This window comes from Streptomyces desertarenae (assembly GCF_042681365.1).
GTDB lineage: Bacteria > Actinomycetota > Actinomycetes > Streptomycetales > Streptomycetaceae > Streptomyces > Streptomyces desertarenae.
In genome coordinates this window covers 317623-343439 of record NZ_JBHUFU010000002.1, presented here as the reverse complement: position 1 = coordinate 343439, position 25817 = coordinate 317623, and the positions used below count along the sequence as shown (strand labels likewise).

The window sequence follows — 25817 nt, the reverse complement described above, 5'->3', positions numbered from 1 at the left end:
CAGCATGACCCATGACGCACGCTCCGCGCTGCTGTCCGCCGCCCTGGCCGCCGCCGCGCGCGGCTGGCACGTCTTCCCCCTTCGCCCCGGCAGCAAGGTTCCCGCCGGGCACGCCGAGGCCCGCTGCCCGCGCACCGGCCGGTGTGCGCACGGACACTTGAAGCCCGAGCAGCGCGCCACCATCGACCAGGCCCGCATCCGGCAGGCGTGGGCGCAGCGCCCGTACGGCATCGGGGTGGCCACCGGCCCGTCCGGGCTGGTCGTGGTCGACCTCGACCGGCCCAAGCCCGAGGAGCCGGACGGAACGCCTGACGGCGTGACTTCCTTCAAGGCGCTCTGCGAGCGCGCCGGGCAGCCCGTCCCCCACACGCTCATGGTGCGGACCGCGAGCGGTGGTCGGCATCTGTATTTCACCGCCCCGACCGGGGTGCGGCTGCCCAGCACCAAGGGCAGGCTCGCGGCGAAGATCGACACCCGGGCGTGGGGCGGCTACGTCGTCGCCCCCGGCTCCGCCGTCGACGACCGCCCCTACGAGATCGAGGACGACCGCCCGGTTGCGCCGCTGCCGACCTGGCTGCGGGACGCCCTGCGCCCCGCACCCCGGACCACACCGGCCGTGGCGCCGGTGGCGGCCACGACCTGGGCCACCCGGTACGCCGAGGCGGCGCTGCGCAACGAGAAGACGGCCGTCGCCACGGCGGCCGAGGGCGGGCGCAACGCCGCGCTGCTGCGCGCCGCCCGCGCCCTGGGACGCTTCATCGCATCCGGCGACCTCCCCCGGCATGTGGTGGAGGAGGCTCTTCAGGAAGCGGGGCAGGCGGCCGGTCTATCGCCGGCCGAGTGCCGCGCCACCGTGCGCTCCGGGCTGAACTGGTCCATCGCGCACAACCCGCAGCGGAGGACCGCATGAGCCACCCTGCTGCTGCCCGCCTGAAGAGCCTCCCCACCCCCGACCAGCCGGCCGCCGCCACACCGCCCGCGCCCCGGCAGCCCGGAGGCGAGCCGAAGGACGCCGCCCGTCAGGGCGTCCGCTCTGGTCCTGGCCCGCGCCGTGGCGACGGCCGTCGCATCGTGGCGTGGCTGCACCTCACCGCACCCGGCCGCGGTGCCGTGCCCACTGCCTACTCGTGGTGCGCGTGCGGCCACGACCGCAGCGCTGTCGGCCACCGCCAGGTCCTCGCCCTGATCGACGCCCACACCGCCCACCGCGAGAACTGCCCCCTGCGCCACCGCACCGAAAGCAGGCCCGCCGCATGACCGACACCCAGCCCACCAGCGCGCCCGCCATCGACGGAGCCGAGCTGCTGGACGCCGTCGAGCGCTTCCACCGGCGCTTCAACGCCTTCCCCACCGAGGCCGTCTACGTCGCGGTGGCCCTGTGGGACGCCCACGCGCACCTGCTGGACGCCTTCGACTCCACCCCCCGGCTCGCCTTCCTTTCCCCCGAACCGGGCAGCGGAAAGACCCGCGCGCTGGAGGTGATCAGCACCCTCGTTCCGCAGCCGATGCACGCGGTGAACGCCAGCCCCGCCGCCCTCTTCCGCGCGGTCGCCGACGAGAAGGGCAGGCCCGTGGTGCTGTTCGATGAGATCGACACCGTCTTCGGCCCCAAGGCCAAGGACAACGAGGACCTGCGCGGCCTGATCAACGCCGGGCACCGCCGGTCCGGCGTCTCCTACCGGTGCATCGGGGACGGCGGCACGCAGAGCGTGGTGGCCTTCCCCTCCTACTGCGCGGTGGCCATGGCCGGGCTGGGGCATCTTCCCGACACCATCATGGCCCGCTCCGTCGTCATCCGGATGCGCCGCAGGGCACGGACGGAGAAGGTCGAGCCGTACCGCCACCGCATCCACGAGCCGCAGGGGAACGCGCTGCGCGATCGGCTCGCCGTCTGGGCGAAAGAGGTGCGGTCCCGAGTCGACGGGGTGTTTCCCGAGATGCCGGAGGGGATCACCGACCGGCCGGCCGACGTGTGGGAACCGCTGCTCGCCATCGCGGACGCCGCCGGGGGAACGTGGCCCGAGCGGGCCCGAGCCGCGTGCGTGGAGCTGGTCAACGCCGTGAGCGAGGACGACCGCGCCTCCCTGGGCGTCAAACTCCTTACCGACCTGCGCGACCACGTCTTCCCCGGTGAAGTCGCCGTCTCCACCGTCGAGATCCTCCACCTGCTCAACTCCATGGAGGAGTCGCCCTGGGGCGACCTCGACGGACAGCCCCTCAACCCGCGTCGGCTCTCCCGCATGCTCCGGGAGTACATGACCTCCAAGGGGAAGCCCATCGCGCCGCGCCCCCTGCGCATCGGAGGTCAGCCCACCAAGGGCTACCACCGCGACGACCTCACCGACGCCTGGAACCGCTACTGCCCGCCGCCTCCCGAGGCATCGGTTACACCGGTTACAACACCCGCCACACCCGCTGTGATCAGCGCGGACACCGTAACCGGACCGGAGGCGCGTAACCGATACGGCGCGGTTGCAGACGCACCTGACCGGTTGCCCGTGTAGCCGCTCCGTATCGGTTACATCCCGCGCATCGGTTACGCCGCACGAGTCCCTGACCTGCGGCGTAACCGATGTAACCGACGTAACCGGTCCTGGAGAAACCGCCCGCGGTTCTCCGGCATCCCCGCTCTTGCACTTACGAGGAGGCATCACCGGTGAGTACCCCTGCCGCACCCGTCGCCCGGCTCCTCTACAAGCCCGAGGAGGCCGCCGAGGCGCTGGCCGTCGGCCGCTCCACGGTCTACGAGCTGATGGCCGCCGGCGCCTTGAAGTACATCAAGCTGGGCCGCTGCCGTCGCATCCGGCGGGACGACCTTGAACGGTACGTGGCGAGCCTGACGCCGCAGTCCAACTGACCAGCAGCAGAACACAGCACACCGAAGCGGGCCGGGGAGCGATCCCCTGCCCGCTTCCGCATGGGAGGAACACGCTTGAGTCCCCGCAGGCCGAACATGGAGTCGTCCATCTACTTGGGCAGTGACGGGTGGTGGCACGGCCGCGTCACGATGGGCGTCAAGAGCGACGGCAGCCCGGACCGACGCCATCGCAGGGCGAGGACCGAGGCCGAGGTACGCCGGAAGGTCAGGGAGCTGGAGAAGCTGCGGGACGCCGGCCGGGCGCCCAAGGCGGGCCGCATCCCGACTGTGGCGCAGTGGATGGACACCTACCTGAGCACGATCGCCGTGCACAAGCTCAAGCCGCGGTCGCTGGACGACTACTGGTCGAAGACCCGCAACGACATCGTGCCGAGCGTCGGCCGGCACCGGCTGGACCGGCTCCGGCCCGAGCACCTGGACCAGATGTACGCGGACATGCTGCGCGAGGGACACGCCCCGTCCCACGTGCTGAAGGTGCACCGCATCCTGTCCCGCGCGCTGAAGATCGCACAGCGCCGTGAACTGGTCGGCCACAACGTCGCCACCCTCGTGGACCCGCCCACCGTGGAAGAGGAAGAGATCAACCCCTTCACCCAGGAGGAGGCACGCGCCTTCCTCCGGGCCGCCGCCCAGCGGCCGACCGCCCTGCGCTGGGCCATCGGCGTAGGGCTGGGCATCCGGCAGGGCGAGGCTCTGGGGCTGCGCTGGTCGTACGTGGACCTGGAGGCCGGGCACCTGAAGACGTGGTGGCAGCTCCAGCGGCTCACGTGGCGGCACGGCTGCGAGGACCCGCACCGGTGCGGCGAGCGGCTGCACCGCTTCGAGCCCTGCCCGCCCGGCTGTACCGTGCACAAGCACTACAAGCGCGGCTGCCCGGCTCCCTGCCCGCCGAAGTGCACCAAGCACGCCAGCACGTGTCCGCAGCGGCAGGGCGGCGGGCTGGTCTTCACCCGTCCCAAGACCAAGAAGAGCCGCCGCATCGTGCCCATCCCGCCGCCGCTGATCCCGCTCCTGGTCGAGCACCGCGCCCGGCAGGAGGAGGCGCGGGCCGCGGCCGGGGGGCTCTGGGAGGAGCACGACGTGGTGTTCGCCCGCCCGGACGGCCGCCCCATCGACCCGCGGCACGACTGGCAGGAGTTCAAGGATCTGCTGAAGGAGGCCGGCGTCCGCGACACCCGGCCGCACGACAGCCGTCACACCGCAGGCACGATCCTGAACGAGCTCGGGGTGGACATCCGGACCATCATGGAGATCCTCGGCCACTCTCAGCTCAGCGTGACCCGCCGTTACGTGCACGCCACGACGCCCCTCACGCAGGAGGCCGTACGGCGCATGGGTGACGCTCTCTGGCCGCAGACTGAGACCAGAACTGAGACCAGCCCAACCAAGGCGGCACGCGCCCGGCGGCGCCGCAGGATCAGGTAACGCGGAAGGGCCCAGGTCACGGAGGTGACCTGGGCCCTTCCCGGAGTGAGCCGCCTAAGGGAATCGAACCCTTGACCTACGCATTACGAGTGCGTCGCTCTGGCCGACTGAGCTAAGGCGGCAGTGCGTGCGGCGAACCGCAGCGCGCCCAAGTCTACACAGTGCCCGGGGGTGCCTCGTACCGCGTTGCGGGACGGGTCACGAGCACCGCGTCCCGTCCTTCGGCACCCTGACCCGGAGCAGGTAGTCGTTGACCGCCGAGTCGACGCAGTCGCTGCCGCGCACGTACGCGGTGTGGCCGTCGCCGTCGTACGTCAGCAGGGTGCCCGAGGAGAGCTGCTCCGCCAGGCCCTCGGCCCACCGGTAGGGGGTGGCCGGGTCGCGGGTGGTGCCGATCACCAGGATCGGGCCGGCGCCCTTCGCCTCGATGCGCCGCGGCTCCCCGGTGGGCGGGGTCTGCCAGTAGGTGCAGCTCAGCGCCGTCCAGGCGAAGTTGCGGCCGAAGACGGGGGATGCCTCGCGGAAGTCGGCGACGGCCTTCTCCGCCTCGTCCGGGCCCTTGTAGGGGGCCGGGAGGTCGAGGCAGTTCACGGCGGGGTTGGCGTACATGATGTTGCCGTACGAGCCGTCCGCCCCGCGGTCGTAGTACTCGTCGGCCAGCGCCAGCAGTTCCGCGCCGTCGCCGTTCCGGGCGGCGGCGAGCGCCGAGCGCAGCCTGGGCCAGTAGTACTCGGTGTACATGGCGTTGAGCACACCGGTGGTGGCCAGCGACTCGGTCAGCCTGCGCGGGGTGCCGGTGCCGATCGGCCGGGCGTCCAGCTCCTCGAGCAGGTCGCCCAGGCGCCGCGCCGCCTCTCCGGTGCCGCCGCTGCCCAGCGGGCAGTCCTCACGGCGGGCGCAGTCCTTCAGGAAGGCCTTGAAGGCGGTCTCGAAGCCGGCGGTCTGGTCGAGGTTGAGCTGCCGCGAGCCGATCGAGGGGTCCATCGCGCCGTCCAGGACCAGCCGCCCGACGCGGTGCGGGAAGAGCCCGGCGTAGGTGGCGCCGAGGAAGGTCCCGTAGGAGGCGCCGACGTAGGTGAGCCTGTCGTCGCCGAGCGCCTCGCGCAGGACGTCCAGGTCGCGGGCCGCCTCGACGGTGGAGACGTGGCCCAGCAGTCTGCCCTCGCGCTTCTCGCAGCTCCTGGCGAACTCCTCGAACGCGGCGGCCAGTTCCTCGACCTCGCCTTGGTCGTCGGGGGTGACGTCGGTGCGGACGTAGGCGTCCATCTCCTCGTTCGTCAGGCACTCGACGGGCTCGCTGCCCGCCACGCCGCGCGGGTCCATGCCCACGATGTCGTAGCGGGCCCGCACGGGGACCGGGTAGCCGACGCCCGCCGCGGTCTGGACGTAGTCCACCGCGGAGCCGCCCGGACCCCCGGGGTTGACGTGCAGGCTGCCCAGGCGGCCGCCCGGCCCGGTGGCCTTCTTCCGGGTCACGGCGAGCCTGAGGTCCTCGGACTTCTCCGGCTTGCCGTAGTCCAGCGGCACGCGCAGCTCGGTGCACTGGAAACCGGCGACGTCGCACTCCTTCCAGACCAGCTTCTGCTCGTAGTACGGCCTGAGCTCCGCGGGGACCTGCCGGGGCAGCGGTTCGAGCGTCCTGGCGGTGTCCGCCGCGCGGCTGCCGGAGGACCGGGGCGACGTCGGGGAGGCGTCCGGGTTGCTCTCCTGGCCGGAGCCGTCCTGGCCGGAGCAGCCCGACAGCAGCAGCGCGGCCGTCGCGAATGCGATGCCACCGGTACGGAGCAGGCGCCTGGTGTCCATGCTCGGGAGCGTATACGGAGGGTGGTCCGGTGCAGCGGAGCGCCACCGTGCCGTGCCGCGAGCCGCCGCGGCGGCGGGGCCGACCGGAGGACGCCCCGGCCCGGGGCGGCGGAGGGCCGGGACGCGGGACCGGGCGGCGTGCGGGCGTGCGGCTCAGCCGGCCCGCAGGGCGAGCGTCATCGCCTCCACGGCCAGCAGCGGCGCCACGTTGCGCTCGATGGCGCCGCGGCACTCCAGTACGGCCTCCATGCGGCGCAGCGTCTGCTCCGGACGGGTGGTGGCGGCGATCCGCTCGACGGCGTCGCGCACGTCCTCGTTGGCGATCGCGACGGAGGAGCCGAGCTGCCGGGCCAGCACGTCGCGGTAGAAGGAGGTGAGGTCGGTCAGGGCGAGGTCCAGGGAGTCGCGCTGGGCACGGGTCGCGCGGCTCTTCTGCCGCTTCTCCAGGTCCTTCATCACCCCGGCCGTGCCCCGCGGCAGCCGCCCGCCCTCGGTGGCGCCCAGGGCGGCGCGCATCTCCTCCGTCTCCCTGGCGTCCGCCCCCTCGACGGCCTCCTTGGCGTCCTCGCCGGCCGCCTCCACGAGCTGCTGCGCGGCCTTGAGGGCGTCGCCGACGTCCGCGATGCGGGTGGGGAGGGCGAGGACGGTGGCGCGGCGGGCGCGGGCCCGCTCGTCGGTGGCCAGCCGCCGGGCCCGTTCGACGTGGCCCTGGGTGGCGCGGGCGGCGGCCAGGGCGAGCTCCGGCTCGACGCCGTCGCGCCGGATCAGCAGGTCGGCGACGGCGTCCACCGGGGGCGTGCGCAGCACCAGGTGGCGGCAGCGGGAGCGGATCGTGGGCAGGACGTCGTCGGCGGAGGGCGCGCACAGCAGCCACACCGTGCGGGGGGCGGGCTCCTCGACGGCCTTCAGCAGGGCGTTGGCGGCCTGCTCGGTGAGCCGGTCGGCCGTCTCGTGGACGACGACCTGCCAGCGGCCGCCGGACGGGGAGAGCTGGGCGCGGCGGACCAGGTCGCGGGTCTCGTCGACGCCGGTGCTGAGCCCGGCCGCGCGCACCACCTCGACGTCGGCGTGGGTGCCGACCATGGCCGTGTGGCAGCCGTCGCAGAAGCCGCAGCCGGGGGCGCCGCCCAGTGCCCGGTCGGGACTGGTGCACTGCAGGGCGGCGGCGAAGGCGCGGGCGGCCGTCGCCAGGCCGGAGCCGGGCGGGCCGGTGAACAGCCAGGCGTGGGTCATCGACGAGCCGGACAGCTCCGGTCCGGCGCCGGAGGCGGCGGACGCGACGTGGGCGTCGGCGTCGCGCGCGGCGGCGGTGAGCTGCTCCGTGACCCTGTCCTGACCGATCAGGTCGTCCCATACGGCCATGGCCCTCGGTGCCCTCCTCCCGCGCGCCGTGCGTCCGGTTGCCGTCCGTCGTCCGGCGCCGTCCATTGTTCCTCACGCCACCGACAGGGCCTCACGGCCGGACCGGCCGGCGGCGGACGGTCCGGGGAGCGGCGCCGGGGACGCCCGCGTGGGGCGCCCGGCGCCACGGCCGGCGTCAGTCCCGGCGGCCCCGGCGGCCGCGCCGGCCGCCGTCGTCCTCGTCGAACCCCCCGGACTCGCCGGTGAGCTCCTGGTGCGGACCGAGCAGTTCGTCCGCGAGGGTGGGAAGGTCGTCCATGGGCGTCTCCTCCGCCCACTCCGGGCGGCGGCGGGGGCGGCCCCGCTCGTCGACCTGCGGCAGCTCGCGCGTGCGCTCCTCGCCGGGCGGCGGGGCGGCCGTCCCGGGGTCCTCCGGCCGGAGCGCCCACGACGGCGTCCGCCCGGCCGGACCCGCGCCGCGGTCCCCCGCGGGGGCGGGCCCGGCGGGCCGGGCCTGCGGCAGGACAGCGGTCTCGTCCTCGGGGGCGGCTCCGGGCGCCGCGGAGGGCGGGGCGGGCGGGACGGGGGGGACCGGGGGGACGGGCGGCTGGACCTGGGGCAGGGTGACGGTGTCCTCCGCGTCCGGCGAGACCTGCGGCAGGACCCTGGTCTCCTCCTCGTCCGCGGGAGCGCCCGCGGCACGTCCGCCGGACTCCTCGGGGAGCGGGTGCCGGACGTCCGCTCCCCCGCCGGTCCCCGCGGCGCTCCCCCGGGCTCCCGGTCCCTCCGGGGCGCCGGGGCCCTCCGGGGCCTTGCGCAGCGAGATCCTCTGCTCCTCGCTCCGGGCGGCCCCGGCCTCGGCGGCCTTCCGGGCCGCCTCGGCGCGCAGCAGGGCCTCCTCCGCCTTGCGCTGCTTCTCCAGGCGGCGCTCCTCGGCCTCGGCGCGCAGCCGGGCCTCCTCCGCCGCCAGGCGGCGCAGGCGCTCCTGCTCCTCGCGGCGGGCACGTTCCTCGGCCTCGCGGCGGGCGCGCTCCTCCTCCGCCAGCCGACGGGCCTCCTCGGCGCGGCGCCGGGCCTCCTCGGCCTGGCGCAGCTCCTCGCGGCGGCGGGCCTCCTCCTCCTCGCGGCGCCGGCGCTCCTCCTCCTCGGCGCGCAGCCGGGCGAGCCTCTCCTGGCGCTCGCGCTCCAGGCGCTCCTCCTCGGCCTTGCGCGCGGCCTCCTCCTCGGCACGCCGCCGGGCCTCCTCCTCGGCCTTCCTGCGCGCCTCCTCGCGGGCTGCGATCTCCGCCTCGGAGAGCGGCAGCATCCGGTCGAGCCGGTGCCGCACGGCGGTGGTGACGGCCTCGGGCTCCAGGCCGGCGTCGACCACCAGGTAGCGGGTGGGGTCGGAGGCGGCCAGGGCCAGGAAGCCGGCGCGGACCCGCCGGTGGAACTCGGCGGACTCCGACTCCAGCCGGTCCGGCGCCTCGGTGAAGCGTTCCCGGGCGGTCTCGGGCGAGACGTCCAGCAGCACCGTCAGGTGCGGTACGAGCCCGTCGGTGGCCCAGCGGGAGATGCGGGCGATCTCGGTGGGCGACAGGTCTCGGCCGGCGCCCTGGTAGGCCACGGAGGAGTCGATGTAGCGGTCGGAGATGACGACGGCGCCGCGCTCCAGGGCCGGGCGCACCACCGAGTCGACGTGCTCGGCGCGGTCGGCCGCGTACAGCAGGGCCTCGGCGCGGTGCGACAGCCCGGCCGAGGAGACGTCCAGCAGGATCGAGCGCAGCCGCTTGCCGATCGGGGTGGCGCCCGGCTCGCGGGTGACCACGACCTCGTGGCCCTTGGCCCGGATCCACTCGGCCAGCGCCTCGACCTGGGTGGACTTGCCCGCGCCGTCGCCGCCTTCCAGGGCGATGAAGAAACCGCTCGCCGCCGGGGCCTGGCGCGGCTCGGCGCCGCCGCCGAACGCCTCGCGCAGGTCGCGCCGCAGGGGCACGCCCTGCCGGTCGTCGAGGCGGACCAGGATCAGCGCGGCCACCGGCAGCAGCAGCGCGCCCACCAGCATCAGGGTGAAGGCGGCACCGCCGTGGGCGAAGACGAAGTCCCCGTTCTCGACGCGGTGCGGGCCGATGAGGGCCGCCAGCACGGGCGCCGCGAGGGCGGCCAGCGCGATGCCCAGCCGCACCACCGCGTGGAGGTGGTCGGTCATGCGGGCGCGGCGCGTCTCCTCGGTCTCCTCGTCCAGCAGGACGTGGCCGGCGTTCGCGGCGGTTCCGGACGCCAGGCCGGCGAGCAGGAGGAGCAGCAGGACGGTGGTGGTGTCCGGGGCCAGTCCGGCCGCGAGCAGCGCCAGACCGGCCAGCGCGATCGACAGGGCGAGCAGCCGCCGCCGGGAGAGGGCGGGCAGCGTGCGGGGGGCGCGGCGGATGCCGGCCGCGGTGCCGCCGGTCAGCACCAGGACGAACAGGCCGAAGAGGACCGGGCCGCCGCCCAGGTCGGCGGCGTGCAGGGGGGCGACCGCCACGGCCGCGGCGATCGCGGCGGCGACGCAGGCGCAGGCCGGGACGAGGAGCGGGACGGCGCCGGTGCGGCCCTTGTCCACCGGCCTGCGGGCGCCCTTGTCCCCCGCGGCCGCCGCGCCCTCGGCGCCGTCGGCCCGCTCGGGCCGGCCGAGCCGGGGGCGGCGCAGGCCCTCCAGCGGGGAGCGGGGGCGCGGGGTGCCGCCGCCGGGGAGGTGCAGGAAGGACAGCTGGGCGATCGCCGCGGCGAACAGGCCGGCGGCCGCGTACGACGCCAGCGCCGCCTGGTGGGTGGTGAACCACTCGATGCCGGCGCCCAGCAGGTTGCTCACCAGGGTGACCGCGACCAGCACGGCGGCGGCCAGCGGGACGGCGGCGAAGCCCGTCCGCAGCCACAGGCGGCGCAGCGCGTCGTGGTGGTCCGGCAGGGGGCGTACGGCGGCGCCCTCGGGGGGCGGGGCGGGCAGCAGCAGGGGGGCGGCGCTGTCCTCGGCCACGGCCCCGAAACGCTCGGCGACTCCAGCGAGGAAGGCGGTGACCAGCAGGAACGCGAACGCCTGGTCGGGGGTCCACTCGATCCACAGCGGCGCGACGATCATCAGGGCCAGCCGCAGGCCGGCCGCCCCGACCATGGTCCAGCGGCGGTCGAGGGCGCCGGAGGAGTCGGCGGTCAGCGAGGAGAGCGGGCCCAGCAGGACCGCGCCGAACAGCAGGGTGGCCAGCATCCGCACCGCCAGGACGGCGGTGACGGCGAGGGCCGCTCCGCGGTATCCGCCGCCGAGGACCGGTTCGCCCCCGCCGGCGGGCACCACGACGGCCGCCTGGAGCACCAGCAGGATCAGGACGAGCAGCGCGAGGGCGTCACCCGTACCGCCGGCGAGCCGCGCGCTCCACAGCCGCCGCAGGGGTGCATGCCTCAGCAGGGCCCGCACGGCGCGCTCGCGGGAGTCCGCGGCCAGGGCTTCGGAGGTGGGGGTCACGACCGGTGGCTGGTCTGCACGCGTCATTCCGCCAGCCTAGCGGGCGGGGACGCTGGACCGGCGGAACGGCCGAACAAACGGACGGATGTGCTCCGGGCGGACGCGGGCCGGGACGGGCACCGCGTACCGCCGTACGGCGTGTCGCGGTGCGGCGTGTCGCGGTGCGGCGTGTCGCGGCGCCGACGGCGCGGGCCGGGCCCCGCGGCGTGCGCAGGGCCCGGCGCTCCGCCGCTACCGCTCGGAACCGGAGGGGCCGTCCGCCGCCTTCGCGGCCGCCGTCTTCTTCGCGGCGGTCCCCTTCGCGGGTGCCTTGGCCGCCGTCTTCTTGGCCGCCGTCTTCTTCGCGGTGGTCTTCTTGGCGGCGGTCTTCTTGGCCGCCGTCTTCTTCGCGGTCTTCTTCGCCGGCCCCTTGGCACGCTTCTCGGCGAGCAGCTCGTAGGCGCGCTCCGGCGTGATCGTCTCCACGTCGTCGTCGCGGCGCAGCGTGGCGTTGGTCTCGCCGTCGGTGACGTACGGGCCGAAGCGGCCGTCCTTGACGACCACCGGGCGCTCGCTGGTCGGGTCGGTGCCCAGCTCCTTCAGCGGCGGCTTGGCGGCGGCCCGGCCGCGCTGCTTGGGCTGCGCGTAGATCGCCAGCGCCTCCTCCAGGGTGATCGTGAAGATCTGCTCCTCGCTCTGGAGCGACCGCGAGTCCGTGCCCTTCTTCAGGTACGGGCCGTAGCGGCCGTTCTGGGCGGTGATCTCCTCGCCCGTCCTGGGGTCGGTGCCCACCACGCGCGGCAGGGAGAGCAGCCTCAGCGCGTCGTCGAGGGTGACGGTCTCCAGCGACATGGACTTCAGCAGCGAGGCGGTGCGCGGTTTGACGGCGTTCTTGCCCGTCTTCGGGGTGCCCTCGGGCAGCACCTCGGTGACGTACGGCCCGTAGCGGCCCGCCTTGGCGACGACGGTGCGGCCCGTGTCCGGGTCGGTGCCCAGCTCGACCTCGCCGCTGGGGCGCTCCAGCAGCTCGCGGGCGTACTCCACCGTCAGCTCGTCGGGCGGCAGGTCGGCGGGCACGTCGGCCCGCCGGCCGGGCTCGCCCTCGGCCTTGGGCTGCTCCTCGACGTACGGGCCGTAGCGGCCCACCCGCAGCACGATGCCCTCGCCGACGGGGAAGGAGGAGACGCCGCGGGCGTCGATCGCGCCGAGGTCGGAGACCAGCTCCTTGAGGCCGCCGAGGTGGTCGCCGTCACCGTTGCCCGCGTCGGCCGCGGCGGCCGCGCCGGCGCCCGGCTCGTCGGTGCCGAAGTAGAAGCGGCGCAGCCACGGCACGGCGTCGGCCTCGCCCGCGGCGATGCGGTCGAGGTCGTCCTCCATCTTGGCGGTGAAGTCGTAGTCGACCAGGCGGCCGAAGTGCTTCTCCAGCAGACCGACCACGGCGAAGGAGAGGAAGGAGGGGACGAGCGCGGTGCCCTTCTTGAAGACGTAGCCGCGGTCGAGGATGGTGCTGATGATCGACGCGTACGTCGAGGGGCGCCCGATCTCGCGCTCCTCCAGCTCCTTGACCAAGGTGGCCTCGGTGTAGCGGGCCGGGGGCTTGGTGGCGTGGCCGTCCACCGACATCCCCGTGGCGGCCAGCGGGTCGCCCTCGGAGACCTGGGGCAGCCGGCGCTCGCGGTCGTCGAGGTCGGCACCGGGGTCGTCGGCACCCTCGACGTACGCCTTGAGGAAGCCGTGGAAGTCGATGATCTTCCCGGTGGCGCTGAACTCCGCGTCCCGGCCGTCCGCGCTGCGTCCGCCGACCTTCACGGTGACGGACTGGCCGGTGGCGTCCTTCATCTGGGAGGCCACCGTCCGCTTCCAGATCAGCTCGTAGAGCTTGAACTGGTCGCCGGTCAGACCCGTCTCGGCCGGGGTGCGGAAGCGGTCCCCGGAGGGGCGGATCGCCTCGTGCGCCTCCTGCGCGTTCTTGACCTTGCTCGCGTAGGTGCGGGGGCGGTCGGGCAGGTAGTCGGCCCCGTAGAGCTGGGTGACCTGGGCGCGGGCGGCGGCGATCGCGGTGTCGGACAGGGTGGTGGAGTCGGTCCGCATGTAGGTGATGAAGCCGTTCTCGTACAGCTTCTGGGCCACCTGCATGGTCACCTTCGCACCGAAACCGAGCTTGCGGCTCGCCTCCTGCTGGAGGGTGGTGGTGCGGAAGGGCGCGTAGGGCGAGCGGCGGTAGGGCTTGGACTCCACCGAGCGGACGGCGAAGTCGGCCCCCTCCAGGGCCGCGGCCAGCGCGCGGGCGGCGGACTCGTCCAGGTGCAGGACGCCCGCGTCGCCCTTCAGCCGCCCGTCGGGGCCGAAGTCGCGGCCCTGCGCGACGCGGCGGCCGTCGACCGCGGCCAGCCGGGCGGTGAAGGAGGCCGGGTCCCCCGCGGCGGCCCCGCCGGCGGCGAAGGTGCCGGTCAGGTCCCAGTACTCGGCGGAGCGGAACGCGATGCGCTCGCGCTCGCGCTCGACGACCAGGCGGGTGGCGACGGACTGCACGCGGCCCGCCGAGAGCCGGGGCATGACCTTCTTCCACAGCACCGGCGAGACCTCGTAGCCGTAGAGCCGGTCGAGGATGCGGCGGGTCTCCTGGGCGTCGACCAGGCGCTGGTTCAGCTCGCGGGTGTTGGAGACGGCGGCCCGGATGGCGTCCTTGGTGATCTCGTTGAAGACCATCCGGCGGACCGGGACCTTGGGCTTGAGCACCTCCTGCAGGTGCCAGGCGATGGCTTCGCCCTCGCGGTCCTCGTCGGTGGCCAGGAACAGCTCGTCGGACTCCGCCAGGAGCTGCTTGAGCTTCTTGACCTGGTCCTTCTTGTCGCTGTTGACGACGTACAGCGGCTCGAAGTCGTGGTCGACGTCGACGCCGAGCCGGGCCCAGGGCTCGCCCTTGTACTTGGCCGGGACCTCGGCGGCACCGTTCGGCAGGTCGCGGATGTGCCCGACGCTGGCCTCGACCACGTAGCCAGGACCGAGGTAGCCCTTGATCGTCTTGGCCTTGGCCGGCGACTCGACGATCACGAGTCGGCGCCCGCGGTGTGCGGTCTCGCTGGTCGGGGACAACTTCTTCTCGCTCTTCTCCGGTCGGTGGTCCCGGTCTGTCGGGTCGGCTCTGGTGCCGCGGCCGTACGGTCGTGCCGTCCGGTCGCTCGGTGGCCGTACGACTGTGCGGCGGTCGTACGGGTGTGCGGCCGTGCGGCGGTCGGACGGCCGCCGCGGTCGCGCTCTCGCTGCGGAGTGTGACGGTACCTCCCGCCCCCGTGTCAAACGGGAAAAGTCCGCAACGCCACTCGAACGGTAACCCGACAACCACCATTCCTGCCGCCCGGCACCGGCTGGCAAGATGTGGCCGTCTGCCTGTCCCGCACCTTCACCACGGGGGAACCTCCCATGTCCGACCCCTATCAGCAGAACCCCTACGGCCAACCGCAGCAGCCGCAGCACAACCCCTACGCCCAGCCGGGCCAGCCCGGTCAGCCGGGACATCCGGGCCAGCCCGCGTACGGTTACCCGCACCAGGCTCCGCCGGCCGCCGCCCCGGGCGCCTACACCGGCGACCCGAACGCGCCGTACGGCTACGACCCCTACGGTCGACCGTACTCCGACAAGTCCAAGGTCGTCGCGGGCGTGCTCTCCCTCTTCCTGGGCAGCTTCGGCATCGGGCGCTTCTACACCGGCCACACCGGCCTCGCCCTCGGCCAGCTGTTCACCTGCGGAGGCTGCGGCATCTGGTCGCTGATCGACGGGATCATGCTGCTGACGCAGGACAGCCCGACGGACGCGCAGGGCCGCGTGCTGCGGAGCTGACGCGCCGTGTCCGAAGCCCCGTCAGCCCCGCTCGGCCCGCCGGGTCCGCCGGGGATCCTCGCGCGGGCCGCCCACGCCGTCCGCACCCATCCGGCGGCGCCGCCGCTGGGCGCGCTCGCTGCCGGGCTGGCCGCGGCCGCCTACCTGTGGGGGACCGATCCCCACCAAGCCGGGCAGTGGCTGCCGCGCTGCCCCCTCAACGCGCTGACCGGTCTGCTCTGCCCGGCGTGCGGCGGGACGCGCATGGCCTACGACCTGATGCACGGCGACCTCGCGGCCGCCTTCCACGACAACGCGCTGCTGCTGACCCTGGGCGTTCCGGTCGCCGCGTACTTCGGCGGGCGCTGGCTCGTCGAGGGCCTGCGGGGGCGGCGCTACCGGCCGTCCCCGGGGAGGTGGGGCACCACGGCGATCCTGGGGACCGCCGTGGTGTGGGCGGTCCTGCGGAACGCGATCGGCTGACCCCTCCCTCCGCCGCCGCCCGGGGCGCCCTCGGGCGCCTTCATGCGGGTTCGCGCAGAGTGCGGGAGATGATCCCTCCGTCCCGTTCGGCTGCGGTGTGCGGCCCTCCCGGAGCGCTGTCCGATCACCGTTCCATCACAGATGCACATCACACACAACTCCTGCGGGTGATCACGTGTCTGGGACTTCGCCACGGCACGGCCGGCTCGCCGGCGGGCCGCGGTCTGTCCCCAGAACACGCACGAAGGAGCCATCCATGGCGTTCACCGGCACCGCGCCCAACGGCCAGCCGTACTCCGACAAGTCCAAGATCACCGCCGGCCTGCTGCAGATCTTCCTGGGCGGCCTGGGCATCGGGCGCTTCTACACCGGCCACACCGGGATGGCGATCGCCCAGCTGCTGACCTGCGGCGGCCTCGGTTTCTGGTCGCTGATCGACGGCATCCTCTTCCTGACCGGCAGCACCCGCACCGACAAGCAGGGTCGCGTCCTGCGCGGCTGACGGCCGTCCACCCGTTCCCGGTCCGGGTCCCCGGGCCGGGAACACGGGTGCGGCCCGCCCCGCCCGCGGCCGGACGGGCGGCGGGCGGGGTCTAGGGGCGGGTGAGCGTCCAGATCCCGGCGGCCAGGAAGGCCGCGCCGAAGAGCGAGGCGAGCACGGTCGCGGCGAGCGGGCTCACCCCGTCCGCCACGGGTTCGCGCAACCGCGTGCGGACCGACGTCCACAGCAGCAGTCCGGCGCCGAACAGGGTGAAGGCCGCACCGGCGAAGACAGCGGGTCCACTTTCCACGCCAGCACGGTGGCACCCACGTGCGGCGTCCGGACGAACGCCGGGTGAACGCTCCCGGACAACCGCACAACCCGCGCCCCCGGCGCACGCTGCCGGTGCGCCGAACACGCCGGCGCGCCGACGGGCGGAACGCCCGGCGCGCCTACGCGCTCCGCCCGCCGGCCACGGGCAGCAGGAAGCCCTGCTCGACCAGCAGCCGGATCGACTCCGGCGTCCGGTCGCGCAGCCCCACCGGGTCCTCACCGAGCAGCTGCGCGATGGCGTCGAGGATCCGGCCCGCCGGGAGCGAGCCGTCGCACACGCCCGCGAAGCCCGCTCCGACCGTGTCCACCGTCGTCGCCCGCCGCACACCGCGGTTCTGACGCAGCACCACGTACTCGGGGTCGTCCGCGCCCGGCCTGCCGATCTGCTCCTGGACCACCTCGTCGGCCAGCACGAACCGGGTGGCCAGCAGGCCCGCGTCGTCCGTGGCACGCAGGAAGTCCCGGCGCTCGAAGTGCTCGCGCACCGCGTCCCCGAGGGGCTGCTCCACGGGGTGCGGCCACTCCTCGGCGACGACCGAGGGGCGGTCCGAGCCCGACTTGCGCAGAGTGATCCAGCCGAAGCCGACGGCCTGGGTGCCGCGCGCCTCGAACTCCTCCAGCCAGGCGTCGTACCGGGCGGCGTACACCGCCGGATCGCCCAGGTGGTCGCCCCCGTCGCGCAGCCACAGCTCGGCGTACTGGGCGACGTCCTGCACCTCGCGCTGCACGATCCACGCGTCGCAGCCCCGCGGCACCCAGGAGGACAGCCGCTCCCGCCAGTCCTGCCCCTCGACGTGCTGCCAGTTGGCCAGCAGCTGGCAGTACCCGCCCTCGGCGAGGTGGTCGGCGGCGCGCTCCACCAGGGTGCGGCACAGGTCGTCGCCGCCCATGCCGCCGTCCCGGTAGGTGAGGCGGGCCCCGCCGGCGGGGCGGGGGGAGATGACGAAGGGCGGATTGGAGACGATCAGGTCGTAGGGCTGCTCGCCCTCGACCGGATCGAAGAGCGAACCCTGGCGCAGATCGGCCTCGGGCGCTCCGGACAGGGCGAGGGTGAGGCGGGTGAAGCGCAGGGCGCGGGGGTTGAGGTCGGTGGCGGTGACGCCGGCGGCGTGCTGGGCCGCGTGCAGCGCCTGGATGCCCGAGCCGCTGCCCAGGTCCAGGGCACGGCTCACCGGGGTGCGCACGGTGATGCCCGCCAGCGTCGTCGAGGCGCCGCCGACCCCGAGGACGAGCTGCGAGCGGTCGGCCGCGCCGGTGGCCGGGTCCGCCCCGCCCTCCGGCGCGGCGGCCTCACCGGTGTCGCCGGCGGTGCGGATGCCGCCCGCGCCGCCCACCGCGCAGCCGAGGTCGGAGACGATCCACCAGTTCTGCCCGTCGGGACCGCCGTAGGGACGCACGTCCACCGTCGCCCGCACCGCGTCCCCTCCGGCGGGGCGCAGCCAGCCGTCGGCGAGGGCGTCGTCGACGGGCAGCGCGGCGCGGGCCTGCCCGTACGGCACCGGGTGCTGCAGCAGGAACAGCCGCACCAGCGCCTGGAGCGGTCCGCTCTCCCGCGTGGCGCGCAGCGCGGGAACGGTCTCGTTGCGTGCGAGGGCCGCGTACGCGGGGGCGCCGAGCAGGTCGAGCAGCCCGTCGGGGGTGAAGCCGGCGGCCACGAGGGCGTCGCGCAGCCGGGGAAGGGCGGGGCCGGGGGTGGGGAGGCGGTCCGTACTCACCTCCCCATTGTCACGCGGCGGGAGCAGCACACGGCACCCCGCCACCGGCCGGGCGCGCCCCGGTGGTGCGGCCGGCCGTCACGCGGCCGAGGCGGACGGCGACTCCGTCTGCTTCCGGCAGCCCTCCTGCCCCGATATGGCGTCCCGCAGGGCCTCCTCCTCGCCGAACGCGCGCAGGGCGTCCAGGGCGGCGTTGACCTGCGCGGGCAGCTTCTCCATCTCGTCGGTGATGCCCTGGAGGCCCTCGGCGAACTTCCCCTGGTCCCCCGTGTCGAGCTTCTCGGCCCGCTCCTGGAGGTCCGCGTACTCGGTCGACATCGCGTCGAGCTTGGAGACCGCGTTCTTCTGGAGCCTGGCGCCCTCCTCGACCGGCGGGGCGCCCGCCTTCCGCACACCGTCCGACAGGTCCCTGAAGGCGTCGGCGAGTTCACCGAACGCCTCGGTGTCGGTCTTCTTGATCTGCTCGGGGGAGCTGTCGCCCTCGGCGATCCGGTCGAGCTTCTGGTTGGCGCCGGCTATGCGCGCGTTCTGCTTCTGCAGCGAGTCGCAGTACTGCCCGGCCCACTTCTCCGCCTTCTCGTTGCCCTCGTCGCCGCATCCGCTCAGGGCGAGCACGAGGAACGCACTGCCGGACAGCACAGCCGCAAGCTTCTTGTTCACTCCGGACCGATCCCTTCGTGGGTGTTCGGCCCGGAACATACACGCACGGGGGGAGCCGGCCGTGCACCAGGGGTGGTTATGGGATGTTCTGCGCTGCTGTGCCGCTGTTTGGTCCGGCCGCATCCCACATGGTCCGCCCTGGCCCGATACCCGCCGCGCGCCTCCGTCCGGCCGTGGTCCGGTCGTGGTCCGGCCGTGGTCCGGCCGCCTAGGGGGCCGGCACCGGAGCTCCCGGTTCCGGCGAGCCGGGCGGCCCCTTGGGGCCCGGGGGCCCGGAGGCGGAGGCGCGGCCGGAGCTCCCGTCGTCCTCACCGCTTCCGTCGCCGACCGCGATGCCGCGCCGCTTGGAGAAGCGCACCGCGCCGACGACGACCGCGAGCGCGAGGAACGCGATGGCCAGCCGGACCCCGACACCGGCGTCGTCGCCGTGGCCGAGCTGCACCACCGCGGGTGCGATCAGCAGCGCCACCAGGTTCATCACCTTCAGCAGCGGGTTGATCGAGGGGCCCGCGGTGTCCTTGAACGGGTCGCCGACGGTGTCGCCGATGACGGTCGCGGCATGGGCCTCACTGCCCTTGCCTCCGTACCAGCCGTCCTCGACGAGCTTCTTGGCGTTGTCCCAGGCGCCGCCGGAGTTGGCGAGGAAGACCGCCATCAGCGTGCCCGCGCCGATGGCGCCGGCGAGGAAGGAGCCGAGCGCGCCGACGCCGAGCGCGAAGCCGACGGCGATGGGTGCCATGACGGCCAGCAGACCGGGGGTGGTCAGCTCGCGCAGCGCGTCCTTGGTGCAGATGTCCACGACGCGGCCGTACTCGGGCTTCTCGGTGTAGTCCATGATTCCGGGCCGTTCGCGGAACTGCCGCCGCACCTCGAAGACCACCGAACCCGCCGAACGCGAGACCGCGTTGATGGCCAGCCCGGAGAAGAGGAAGACGACGCAGACACCGAGGAGGAGGCCGACCAGGTTGTTCGGCTGCGAGATGTCCAGGCTCAGGCCCATCTCGTCGGCCCGGGCCCCCACGTCCGCCACCGCGTCGGCGATCGCGTCGCGGTAGGAGCCGAAGAGGGCGGTGGCGGCCAGCACCGCGGTGGCGATGGCGATGCCCTTGGTGATGGCCTTGGTGGTGTTGCCCACGGCGTCCAGGTCGGTGAGCACCTGCGCGCCCGCCCCCCGGACGTCCCCGGACATCTCCGCGATGCCCTGGGCGTTGTCGCAGACCGGGCCGAAGGTGTCCATGGCCACGATGACGCCGACGGTGGTGAGCAGGCCCGTGCCGGCCAGCGCGACGGCGAACAGCGCCAGCACGACGGAGGTGCCGCCCAGCAGGAAGGCGCCGTAGACGCCGAGCGCGATCAGCAGCGCCGTGTAGACGGCGGACTCCAGCCCGACGAAGACGCCGGAGAGGACGACGGTGGCCGGGCCGGTCAGCGACGTCCTGCCGATGTCGCGCACGGGCCTGCGGCCCGGTTCGGTGAAGTAGCCGGTGAGCTGCTGGATCAGCGCCGCGAGCACGATGCCGATGGCGACCGCGACCAGCGCCAGGACGCGCGGGTCGCCGTCGTGTCCGGCGACGGCGGGATCGGTGACGCCCTCGAGCTCGCCGAAGTCGGACGGCAGGTAGGCGAACGCCACGACGGCGACGAGGACCAGCGAGATCAGCGCGGAGACGAAGAAGCCCCGGTTGACGGCCGTCATACCGCTGCGGTCGGCGCGGCGCGGGGCGACCGCGAAGATGCCCACGACGGCGGTGACCACGCCGATCGCCGGGACGAGCAGCGGGAAGGCCAGACCGGCATCGCCGAAGGCGGCCGTGCCCAGGATGAGCGCGGCCACCAGCGTGACGGCGTAGGACTCGAAGAGGTCGGCAGCCATGCCCGCGCAGTCGCCCACGTTGTCGCCGACGTTGTCGGCGATGGTGGCCGCGTTGCGCGGATCGTCCTCGGGAATGCCCCGCTCGACCTTGCCGACGAGGTCGGCGCCCACGTCGGCGGCCTTGGTGAAGATGCCGCCGCCGACCCTCATGAACATCGCGATCAGGGCGGCCCCCAGGCCGAAGCCCTCCAGCACCTTGGGGGCGTCGGCGGCGTAGACGAGCACCACGGCAGCGGCCCCCAGCAGGCCGAGGCCGACGGTGAACATCCCGACGACGCCGCCCGTCCGGAAGGCGATCCTCATCGCCCGGTGGGAGACGTCGGCCGGGTCCCTGGCGGGCTCCCCCTCCGCCGGGGTCGCCTCCCGCGCGGCGGCCGCGACCCGTACGTTGCTGCGCACCGCCAGCCACATGCCGATGTAGCCGGTGGCCGCCGAGAAGCCGGCCCCCAGCAGGAAGAAGACGGACCGGCCGACCCTCTGCCCCACGCCGTCCGCCGGCAGCAGCATCAGCAGGAAGAAGACCAGGGCGGCGAACACGGCGAGCGTGCGCAGCTGCCGTGCGAGGTAGGCGTTCGCGCCCTCCTGCACGGCGGCCGCGATGCTCCTCATGGAGTCGGTTCCCTCGTCGGCCGCGAGCACCTGCCGCACCAGCACCACGGCGACCACCAGGGCCGCCACCGCAACGAGCACGACGACCAGGAGCAGGCCGCGGTCGCCGCCGGTCAGGGCGGCGTCGGCCAGTTGGAGCCGGTCGGCTGAGGGGATCCGGACGGGGTGCCCCGCCATTCGTCCTCCTTGACGTTCGGCACACGGGCGCGCGCAGGCACGCTCAGGCGTCCCGTGCCCGGGTGCGGCGGTCCGCCGGGAGGTGCCTCGGACCGCGACAGGATGCGGTGGTAGGTATTGCTCCGCGCCCGGGGAGATCGAGTAGCGGCGGCCGGCGACGATTCCCCCGAACGGTCCAGGGAATTCATCCGCCGCGGGCCGGGAGGGCGCCGGAGCGGCCGCGGGGCGGCGGGAGCGGCGGGCGCGGGGCGGCGGTACGGACGGGGCCGTCGGAGGCCGGCCGGCCGAGTCCGGAGCGGATCGCTTCCGGCCGGGGGCGCCGAAGGTTTCAAGGCTGCGGGCGGGGCGGCGGTACGGACGGGGCCGGCAGGCGAGGCGGGCACCGGAACGCGTGCCGGCCCCCGTCCGCGGTGGGGGGCGGGCAGGGGCCGGTAGGCGGGAAAGCGTCGGCTGCGGGGCGCCGGGACCGCGGCGCACACGGGCCTGACACACGCAGGGGCCCGTACGGGACCGGACGGCGCAGGCGGGTGCCGGGCGCCTATGCGGGGGAGTCGGGGGCGGTCGGCCAGCTCATTCTGATGAGGCCGCCGTGTCCGTCCGACGTCACCTCGAGGTCGTCCACCAGACCGCTGATCACCGCGAGCCCCATGTCGTCCTCCTCCTCGCCGGGTTCCGCCCCGTCCGCCGGGGAGCCGTGGGCGGAGCCGTGCGCCACGTGCGGGGCGTCGTCGCCGACCTCGATGCGGAAGGCCTTCTCGTCCTCGGTCAGCGCCACCCGGACGGGCGTGTCGAGACCGTGGCTGTTGTGGAGTCCGACGGCTCTGCTGCACGCTTCACCGACCGCGAGGCGTACCTCGTCGAGTACGGCCTCGTCGACGCCGGCGCGCCGCGCGACGGCGGCCGCCACCAGCCGGGCCGTCCTCACATGCTCCGGCAGCGCGCTGAAACGCAGTTCGACGGTGGCCATGTGATCCCCCTCGGTAGTGCGTGCGGTCACCCGGTGGCGCGGTGCCCGCGCCGTGAGCCGTCCAGGGGTACCGGGCCGGCACTCCCGTGGGCCCGGCACCCCCGCGGCCGCCCGGTGAGGGCGGCCGGACGGACTCTCAGTCGGTGGCCGCCACGGCCTCGTCGACCGAGGTGTGGATGGGGAACACCTTGGTCAGGCCGGTGATGCGGAAGATCTTGAGAATGCGCTCCTGGTTGCAGACCAGGCGCAGCGAGCCCTCGTGGGCACGCACCCGCTTGAGCCCGCCGACGAGCACACCCAGGCCGGTGGAGTCGAGGAAGTCGACGCCCTCCATGTCCACGACCAGGTGGTAGCTGCCGTCGTTCACCAGCTCGACCAGTTGCTCACGCAACTTGGGCGCGGTGTACACATCGATCTCGCCACCCACCGAGACGATCGTGCGATCGCCGACGGTACGGGTCGACAGGGACAGGTCCACGGATCCTCCAGCACCTTGCTATCGAGCGGTCCGCCCCCCTGGGTCTCCCCCGAGGGCAGGGATTGGGTTCTCCCCACCGGCGGTGGGGATCTTCTCCCCGCCGAAGGTAGAGGACGGATCGGCAGCCGCAGCAGCATTCAATCACTTACCCGGGGAGCTGCACGACGCCTTGCGGGCATTGTCCGTCGCGCTGGTGACACACTCGATTCCGATGGCCACCAATCAGCACGCGGCGTCGGCAGGCGCGCACCCCCCGGCCCCGTCTCCCCGTACGGTCCTCGAAAGCCTTGCCGCAGGGGCGGACAGGGCTGCACGCATCACCCATGTGGAGCACTTGCCCCCGCGGGGCGGCCGTCATGCCGACTGGCCGGACCGGATTCGGCCGGAAGTGATCGACGCGATACGGGCGGCGGGCGTCGACCGGCCCTGGGAGCACCAGGCGCGCACCGCCGACCGTGCCCTGCGGGGCGAGTCGGTGGTCGTCGCCACCGGAACGGCCTCGGGCAAGTCCCTGGCGTATCTGGCGCCGGTGCTCTCCGCCCTGCTGGACGGCTCGCAGGCCCCGAACGGCCGTGGCGCCACCACCCTGTACCTGGCCCCGACCAAGGCGCTCGCCGCCGACCAGCGGCGGGCGGTGGGCGAGCTGGCCGCGCCGCTGGGGAACGCGGTGCGTCCGGCGGTCTTCGACGGGGACACCCCGGCCGAGGAGCGCGAGTGGGCGCGGCGGTACGCCAACCACCTGCTCACCAACCCCGACATGCTGCACCGCGGGCTGCTCCCCTCCCACGCCCGCTGGTCCTCCTTCCTGCGTGCGCTGCGCTACGTGGTGGTCGACGAGTGCCACACCTACCGCGGGGTGTTCGGCTCGCACGTCGCCCAGGTACTGCGCCGGCTGCGGCGGGTGTGCGCCCGCTACGGCTCCGACCCCGTCTTCCTGCTGGCCTCGGCCACCGCCGCGGAACCGGGCGAGGCCGCGACCCGCCTCACCGGGGTGCCCGTCACCGAGATCACCGACGACGCCTCCCCGCGCGGCGAGGTGGTCTTCGCCCTGTGGGAGCCGCCGCTGACGGAGATGCGCGGCGAGCGCGGCGCCCCCGTGCGGCGGACGGCCACCGCCGAGACCGCCGACCTGCTCACCGACCTGGCCGTGCGCGGAGTGCGGACCGTCGCCTTCGTCCGCTCCCGGCGCGGGGCCGAGCTGGTCTCGGTGATCGCCCGGGAACGGCTGGCCGAGGTGGACCGCGAACTGGCCGGACGGGTCGCGGCCTACCGCGGCGGCTACCTGCCCGAGGAGCGCCGGGCCCTGGAACGGGACCTGCACTCCGGGCGGCTGCTGGGACTGGCCGCCACCACCGCCCTGGAACTCGGCATCGACGTCTCCGGTCTCGACGCCGTGCTGCTGTCCGGCTACCCCGGCACCCGGGCCTCGCTGTGGCAGCAGGCCGGGCGGGCCGGGCGGGCGGGCCAGGGCGCGCTGGCCGTCCTGGTGGCCCGCGACGACCCGCTGGACACCTACCTCGTCCACCATCCCGACGCGGTCTTCCGGCGCCCCGTGGAGTCCACCGTCCTGGATCCGGACAACCCCTACGTCCTCGCCCCCCACCTGTGCGCCGCCGCCGCGGAGGCCCCGCTGACGGAGGCGGACCTCGAACTGTTCGGGCCGGCCGTGCCCGAACTGATACCGCAGCTGGAGCGGCGCGGACTGCTGCGCCGGCGGGGCACGGGCTGGTACTGGACCCGCCGCGAGCGGGCCGCCGACCTCACCGACATCCGGGGCCGGGGCGGCCGGCCCGTCCAGGTGGTGGAGGAGGGCACCGGGCGGCTGCTGGGCACGGTGGACGCCGGGGCCGCCCACACCGCTGTCCACGAGGGTGCCGTCCACCTCCACCAGGGCCGCACCTACGTCGTGCGGCACCTGGACCTGGAGGACTCGGTGGCCCTGGTGGAGGAGGCCTCCCCGCCCTGGACCACCATGGCCCGGGACACCACCGCCGTCTCCGTGCTGGAGACCGACACCGAGATCCCCTGGGGCGAGGCCCGGCTGTGCTTCGGCTCCGTCGAGGTCACCAATCAGGTCGTCTCCTATCTGCGCCGCAAGCTCGTCACGGGGGAGGTGCTCGGCGAGTCCCGGCTCGACCTGCCGCCGCGCACCCTGCGCACCCGCGCGGTGTGGTGGACGGTCACCGAGGACCAGCTCGACGCCGCCCGGATCGGGCCGGACGTGCTGCCGGGGGCCCTGCACGCCGCCGAGCACGCCTCCATCGGCATGCTGCCGCTGTTCGCGACCTGCGACCGATGGGACATCGGCGGGGTCTCCGTCCCCCTGCACCCCGACACCCTCCTGCCGACCGTCTTCGTCTACGACGGGCATCCCGGCGGGGCCGGCTTCGCCGAACGCGCCTTCCGTACCGCCCGCGAGTGGCTCACCGCGACCCGCCGGGCCATCGACGCCTGCGAGTGCGACAACGGCTGCCCCTCGTGCATCCAGTCGCCCAAGTGCGGCAACGGCAACGATCCGCTGCACAAGCGCGGCGCCGTCCGGCTCCTCACGGAGCTGCTGGGGCAGGCCCCGCCCGGGCCCGGGCCCGGGCCCCGTACGGGCCCGCCGCCACCCGCACCGTGACGTCGGCGACCGCGCCCCGCACACTGCAGCGCGCCACCCGGGCCCGCTGCGCGCCGGCCACCCGACGGGCGGTGGCACACGCGTCCTCCGGGCCCCACAGGGCGCGGTCGGCGGCCGCCAGGGCCGCCGCGTCCGCCGCCGCCCCGGCCCGGTGGCGGACGGCGACCGCCTGCCCCAGGCCCAGGACACCCGCCGCCGCCGCGCACAGGGCGATCCCGCACAGGGCCGCCCACACCGTGGCCGATCCACGCTCCCGCGCGGCCGTCCGGACGCGGTGGCGGCGATGCGCCGGCCCGTGCGACCGTCCGCGCTCCCGCCACCGGGGCGCCGCGGCGTCACTCCGGTTCCGCATAGGCCACCGCCTCCGCGGCCAGATCCACGCCCAGCGGTCCGGGGCCGGCTGCGCGCGCCGTCACCCGTACCCGCACCAGATCGCCCTCGCGCGCCATCTCCACCCCGGCCCCGCGCGGTGCGACCGTCCGCACCGCCTGCCGGATCCTCTCCGGCGGCTCGTCCCGGGCCGCGGCACGTGCCCCCGCGCCCGCCGCGTCCACACAGCGGATCTGTGCGACCGACGCCGCCACACCCCACAGCAGCAGCCCGAGCAGCGCCACCAGGGAGGGCACCACCACAGCGGTCTCCGCGGTCACGTACCCCCTGTCCCGCGCGCCTCTCCCACCCGCTCCGGTGCCGGA

At 74.6% G+C, this 25817-nt stretch carries 21 protein-coding genes and 1 tRNA gene; 9 read left to right on the top strand and 13 right to left on the bottom strand.

Going from position 1 to position 25817, the window contains the following annotated elements:
- Window positions 1-4: 4 nt before the first annotated feature.
- The 5 genes from ACFSJS_RS05725 to ACFSJS_RS05705 all read left to right on the top strand — a co-directional run bounded on the left by ACFSJS_RS05725 (window position 5) and on the right by ACFSJS_RS05705 (window position 4303).
- The gene (locus ACFSJS_RS05725; RefSeq protein ID WP_380897404.1) at window positions 5-910 is read left to right on the top strand and encodes a bifunctional DNA primase/polymerase; all 906 of its coding nucleotides are present in this window, start codon (window positions 5-7) and stop codon (window positions 908-910) included.
- Entirely contained in the window at window positions 907-1257 is a 351-nt protein-coding gene (locus ACFSJS_RS05720) for a hypothetical protein (protein ID WP_380897402.1), read from the top strand. Before ACFSJS_RS05725 ends, ACFSJS_RS05720 begins: the two co-directional genes overlap by 4 nt.
- Window positions 1254-2504 carry a DUF3631 domain-containing protein gene (locus tag ACFSJS_RS05715; protein ID WP_380897399.1) on the top strand — a complete coding sequence of 417 codons (1251 nt, stop codon included), beginning with the start codon at window positions 1254-1256 and terminating at the stop codon, window positions 2502-2504. Before ACFSJS_RS05720 ends, ACFSJS_RS05715 begins: the two co-directional genes overlap by 4 nt.
- A 152-nt stretch (window positions 2505-2656) precedes the next feature.
- Window positions 2657-2857: a helix-turn-helix domain-containing protein gene (locus ACFSJS_RS05710; RefSeq protein ID WP_380897397.1), complete on the top strand. Its 201-nt coding sequence runs from the start codon at window positions 2657-2659 to the stop codon at window positions 2855-2857.
- Window positions 2858-2932: 75 nt separating this feature from the next.
- Window positions 2933-4303, top strand: coding sequence for a tyrosine-type recombinase/integrase (locus ACFSJS_RS05705; RefSeq protein WP_380897395.1), 1371 nt, complete (start codon window positions 2933-2935; stop codon window positions 4301-4303).
- 48 nt (window positions 4304-4351) lie between these two features.
- Here the strand turns inward: ACFSJS_RS05705 and ACFSJS_RS05700 are convergent.
- The 5 genes from ACFSJS_RS05700 to topA all read right to left on the bottom strand — a co-directional run bounded on the left by ACFSJS_RS05700 (window position 4352) and on the right by topA (window position 14000).
- Window positions 4352-4425 (bottom strand) — tRNA-Thr (locus ACFSJS_RS05700).
- A gap of 76 nt (window positions 4426-4501) precedes the next feature.
- Window positions 4502-6106 carry an alpha/beta hydrolase gene (locus tag ACFSJS_RS05695; protein ID WP_380897393.1) on the bottom strand — a complete coding sequence of 535 codons (1605 nt, stop codon included), beginning with the start codon at window positions 6104-6106 and terminating at the stop codon, window positions 4502-4504.
- A gap of 153 nt (window positions 6107-6259) precedes the next feature.
- Complete coding sequence (locus ACFSJS_RS05690) at window positions 6260-7468, bottom strand: DNA polymerase III subunit delta' (RefSeq protein ID WP_380897391.1); 1209 nt, start codon at window positions 7466-7468, stop codon at window positions 6260-6262.
- 175 nt (window positions 7469-7643) lie between these two features.
- A complete protein-coding gene (gene tmk / locus ACFSJS_RS05685) occupies window positions 7644-10952 on the bottom strand; it encodes a dTMP kinase (RefSeq protein WP_380897389.1) in 3309 nt (1102 codons plus the stop codon).
- Between the two features lie 204 nt (window positions 10953-11156).
- The gene (gene topA, locus ACFSJS_RS05680) at window positions 11157-14000 is read right to left on the bottom strand and encodes a type I DNA topoisomerase (RefSeq protein WP_380897387.1); all 2844 of its coding nucleotides are present in this window, start codon (window positions 13998-14000) and stop codon (window positions 11157-11159) included.
- Between the two features lie 327 nt (window positions 14001-14327).
- On the opposite strand from topA, the gene ACFSJS_RS05675 reads away from it, so the two are divergent.
- The 3 genes from ACFSJS_RS05675 to ACFSJS_RS05665 all read left to right on the top strand — a co-directional run bounded on the left by ACFSJS_RS05675 (window position 14328) and on the right by ACFSJS_RS05665 (window position 15708).
- The gene (locus tag ACFSJS_RS05675) at window positions 14328-14744 is read left to right on the top strand and encodes a TM2 domain-containing protein (protein WP_380897385.1); all 417 of its coding nucleotides are present in this window, start codon (window positions 14328-14330) and stop codon (window positions 14742-14744) included.
- 54 nt (window positions 14745-14798) lie between these two features.
- On the top strand, window positions 14799-15206 hold the full coding sequence (locus tag ACFSJS_RS05670; RefSeq protein ID WP_380897602.1) for a DUF2752 domain-containing protein: 408 nt from the start codon (window positions 14799-14801) through the stop codon (window positions 15204-15206).
- A gap of 256 nt (window positions 15207-15462) precedes the next feature.
- Window positions 15463-15708 carry a TM2 domain-containing protein gene (locus tag ACFSJS_RS05665; RefSeq protein ID WP_380897382.1) on the top strand — a complete coding sequence of 82 codons (246 nt, stop codon included), beginning with the start codon at window positions 15463-15465 and terminating at the stop codon, window positions 15706-15708.
- A 91-nt stretch (window positions 15709-15799) separates the two neighbouring features.
- Here ACFSJS_RS05665 and ACFSJS_RS05660 read toward each other — a convergent pair whose 3' ends face one another.
- The 6 genes from ACFSJS_RS05660 to bldG all read right to left on the bottom strand — a co-directional run bounded on the left by ACFSJS_RS05660 (window position 15800) and on the right by bldG (window position 22499).
- Entirely contained in the window at window positions 15800-15997 is a 198-nt protein-coding gene (locus ACFSJS_RS05660; RefSeq protein ID WP_380897380.1) for a hypothetical protein, read from the bottom strand.
- Window positions 15998-16139: 142 nt separating this feature from the next.
- Complete coding sequence (locus ACFSJS_RS05655) at window positions 16140-17735, bottom strand: DUF7059 domain-containing protein (protein WP_380897378.1); 1596 nt, start codon at window positions 17733-17735, stop codon at window positions 16140-16142.
- Window positions 17736-17813: 78 nt separating this feature from the next.
- Window positions 17814-18395: a small secreted protein gene (locus ACFSJS_RS05650; protein ID WP_380897376.1), complete on the bottom strand. Its 582-nt coding sequence runs from the start codon at window positions 18393-18395 to the stop codon at window positions 17814-17816.
- A gap of 208 nt (window positions 18396-18603) precedes the next feature.
- Window positions 18604-21054, bottom strand: coding sequence for a sodium-translocating pyrophosphatase (locus tag ACFSJS_RS05645; protein ID WP_380897374.1), 2451 nt, complete (start codon window positions 21052-21054; stop codon window positions 18604-18606).
- A 538-nt stretch (window positions 21055-21592) separates the two neighbouring features.
- Window positions 21593-22021, bottom strand: coding sequence for an ATP-binding protein (locus tag ACFSJS_RS05640; protein ID WP_380897372.1), 429 nt, complete (start codon window positions 22019-22021; stop codon window positions 21593-21595).
- A gap of 136 nt (window positions 22022-22157) precedes the next feature.
- On the bottom strand, window positions 22158-22499 hold the full coding sequence (gene bldG / locus ACFSJS_RS05635; protein ID WP_093657489.1) for an anti-sigma factor antagonist BldG: 342 nt from the start codon (window positions 22497-22499) through the stop codon (window positions 22158-22160).
- A gap of 211 nt (window positions 22500-22710) precedes the next feature.
- On the opposite strand from bldG, the gene ACFSJS_RS05630 reads away from it, so the two are divergent.
- Complete coding sequence (locus tag ACFSJS_RS05630; RefSeq protein ID WP_380897370.1) at window positions 22711-25122, top strand: DEAD/DEAH box helicase; 2412 nt, start codon at window positions 22711-22713, stop codon at window positions 25120-25122.
- On the opposite strand, the gene ACFSJS_RS05625 is transcribed toward ACFSJS_RS05630, so the two are convergent.
- Both ACFSJS_RS05625 and ACFSJS_RS05620 read right to left on the bottom strand, forming a co-directional pair.
- On the bottom strand, window positions 25046-25474 hold the full coding sequence (locus ACFSJS_RS05625) for an Rv3654c family TadE-like protein (protein WP_380897368.1): 429 nt from the start codon (window positions 25472-25474) through the stop codon (window positions 25046-25048). The genes ACFSJS_RS05630 and ACFSJS_RS05625 overlap by 77 nt on opposite strands.
- The gene (locus ACFSJS_RS05620; protein ID WP_380897366.1) at window positions 25458-25772 is read right to left on the bottom strand and encodes a TadE family type IV pilus minor pilin; all 315 of its coding nucleotides are present in this window, start codon (window positions 25770-25772) and stop codon (window positions 25458-25460) included. The genes ACFSJS_RS05625 and ACFSJS_RS05620 overlap by 17 nt, the downstream gene beginning before the upstream one ends.
- Window positions 25773-25817: the final 45 nt, after the last annotated feature.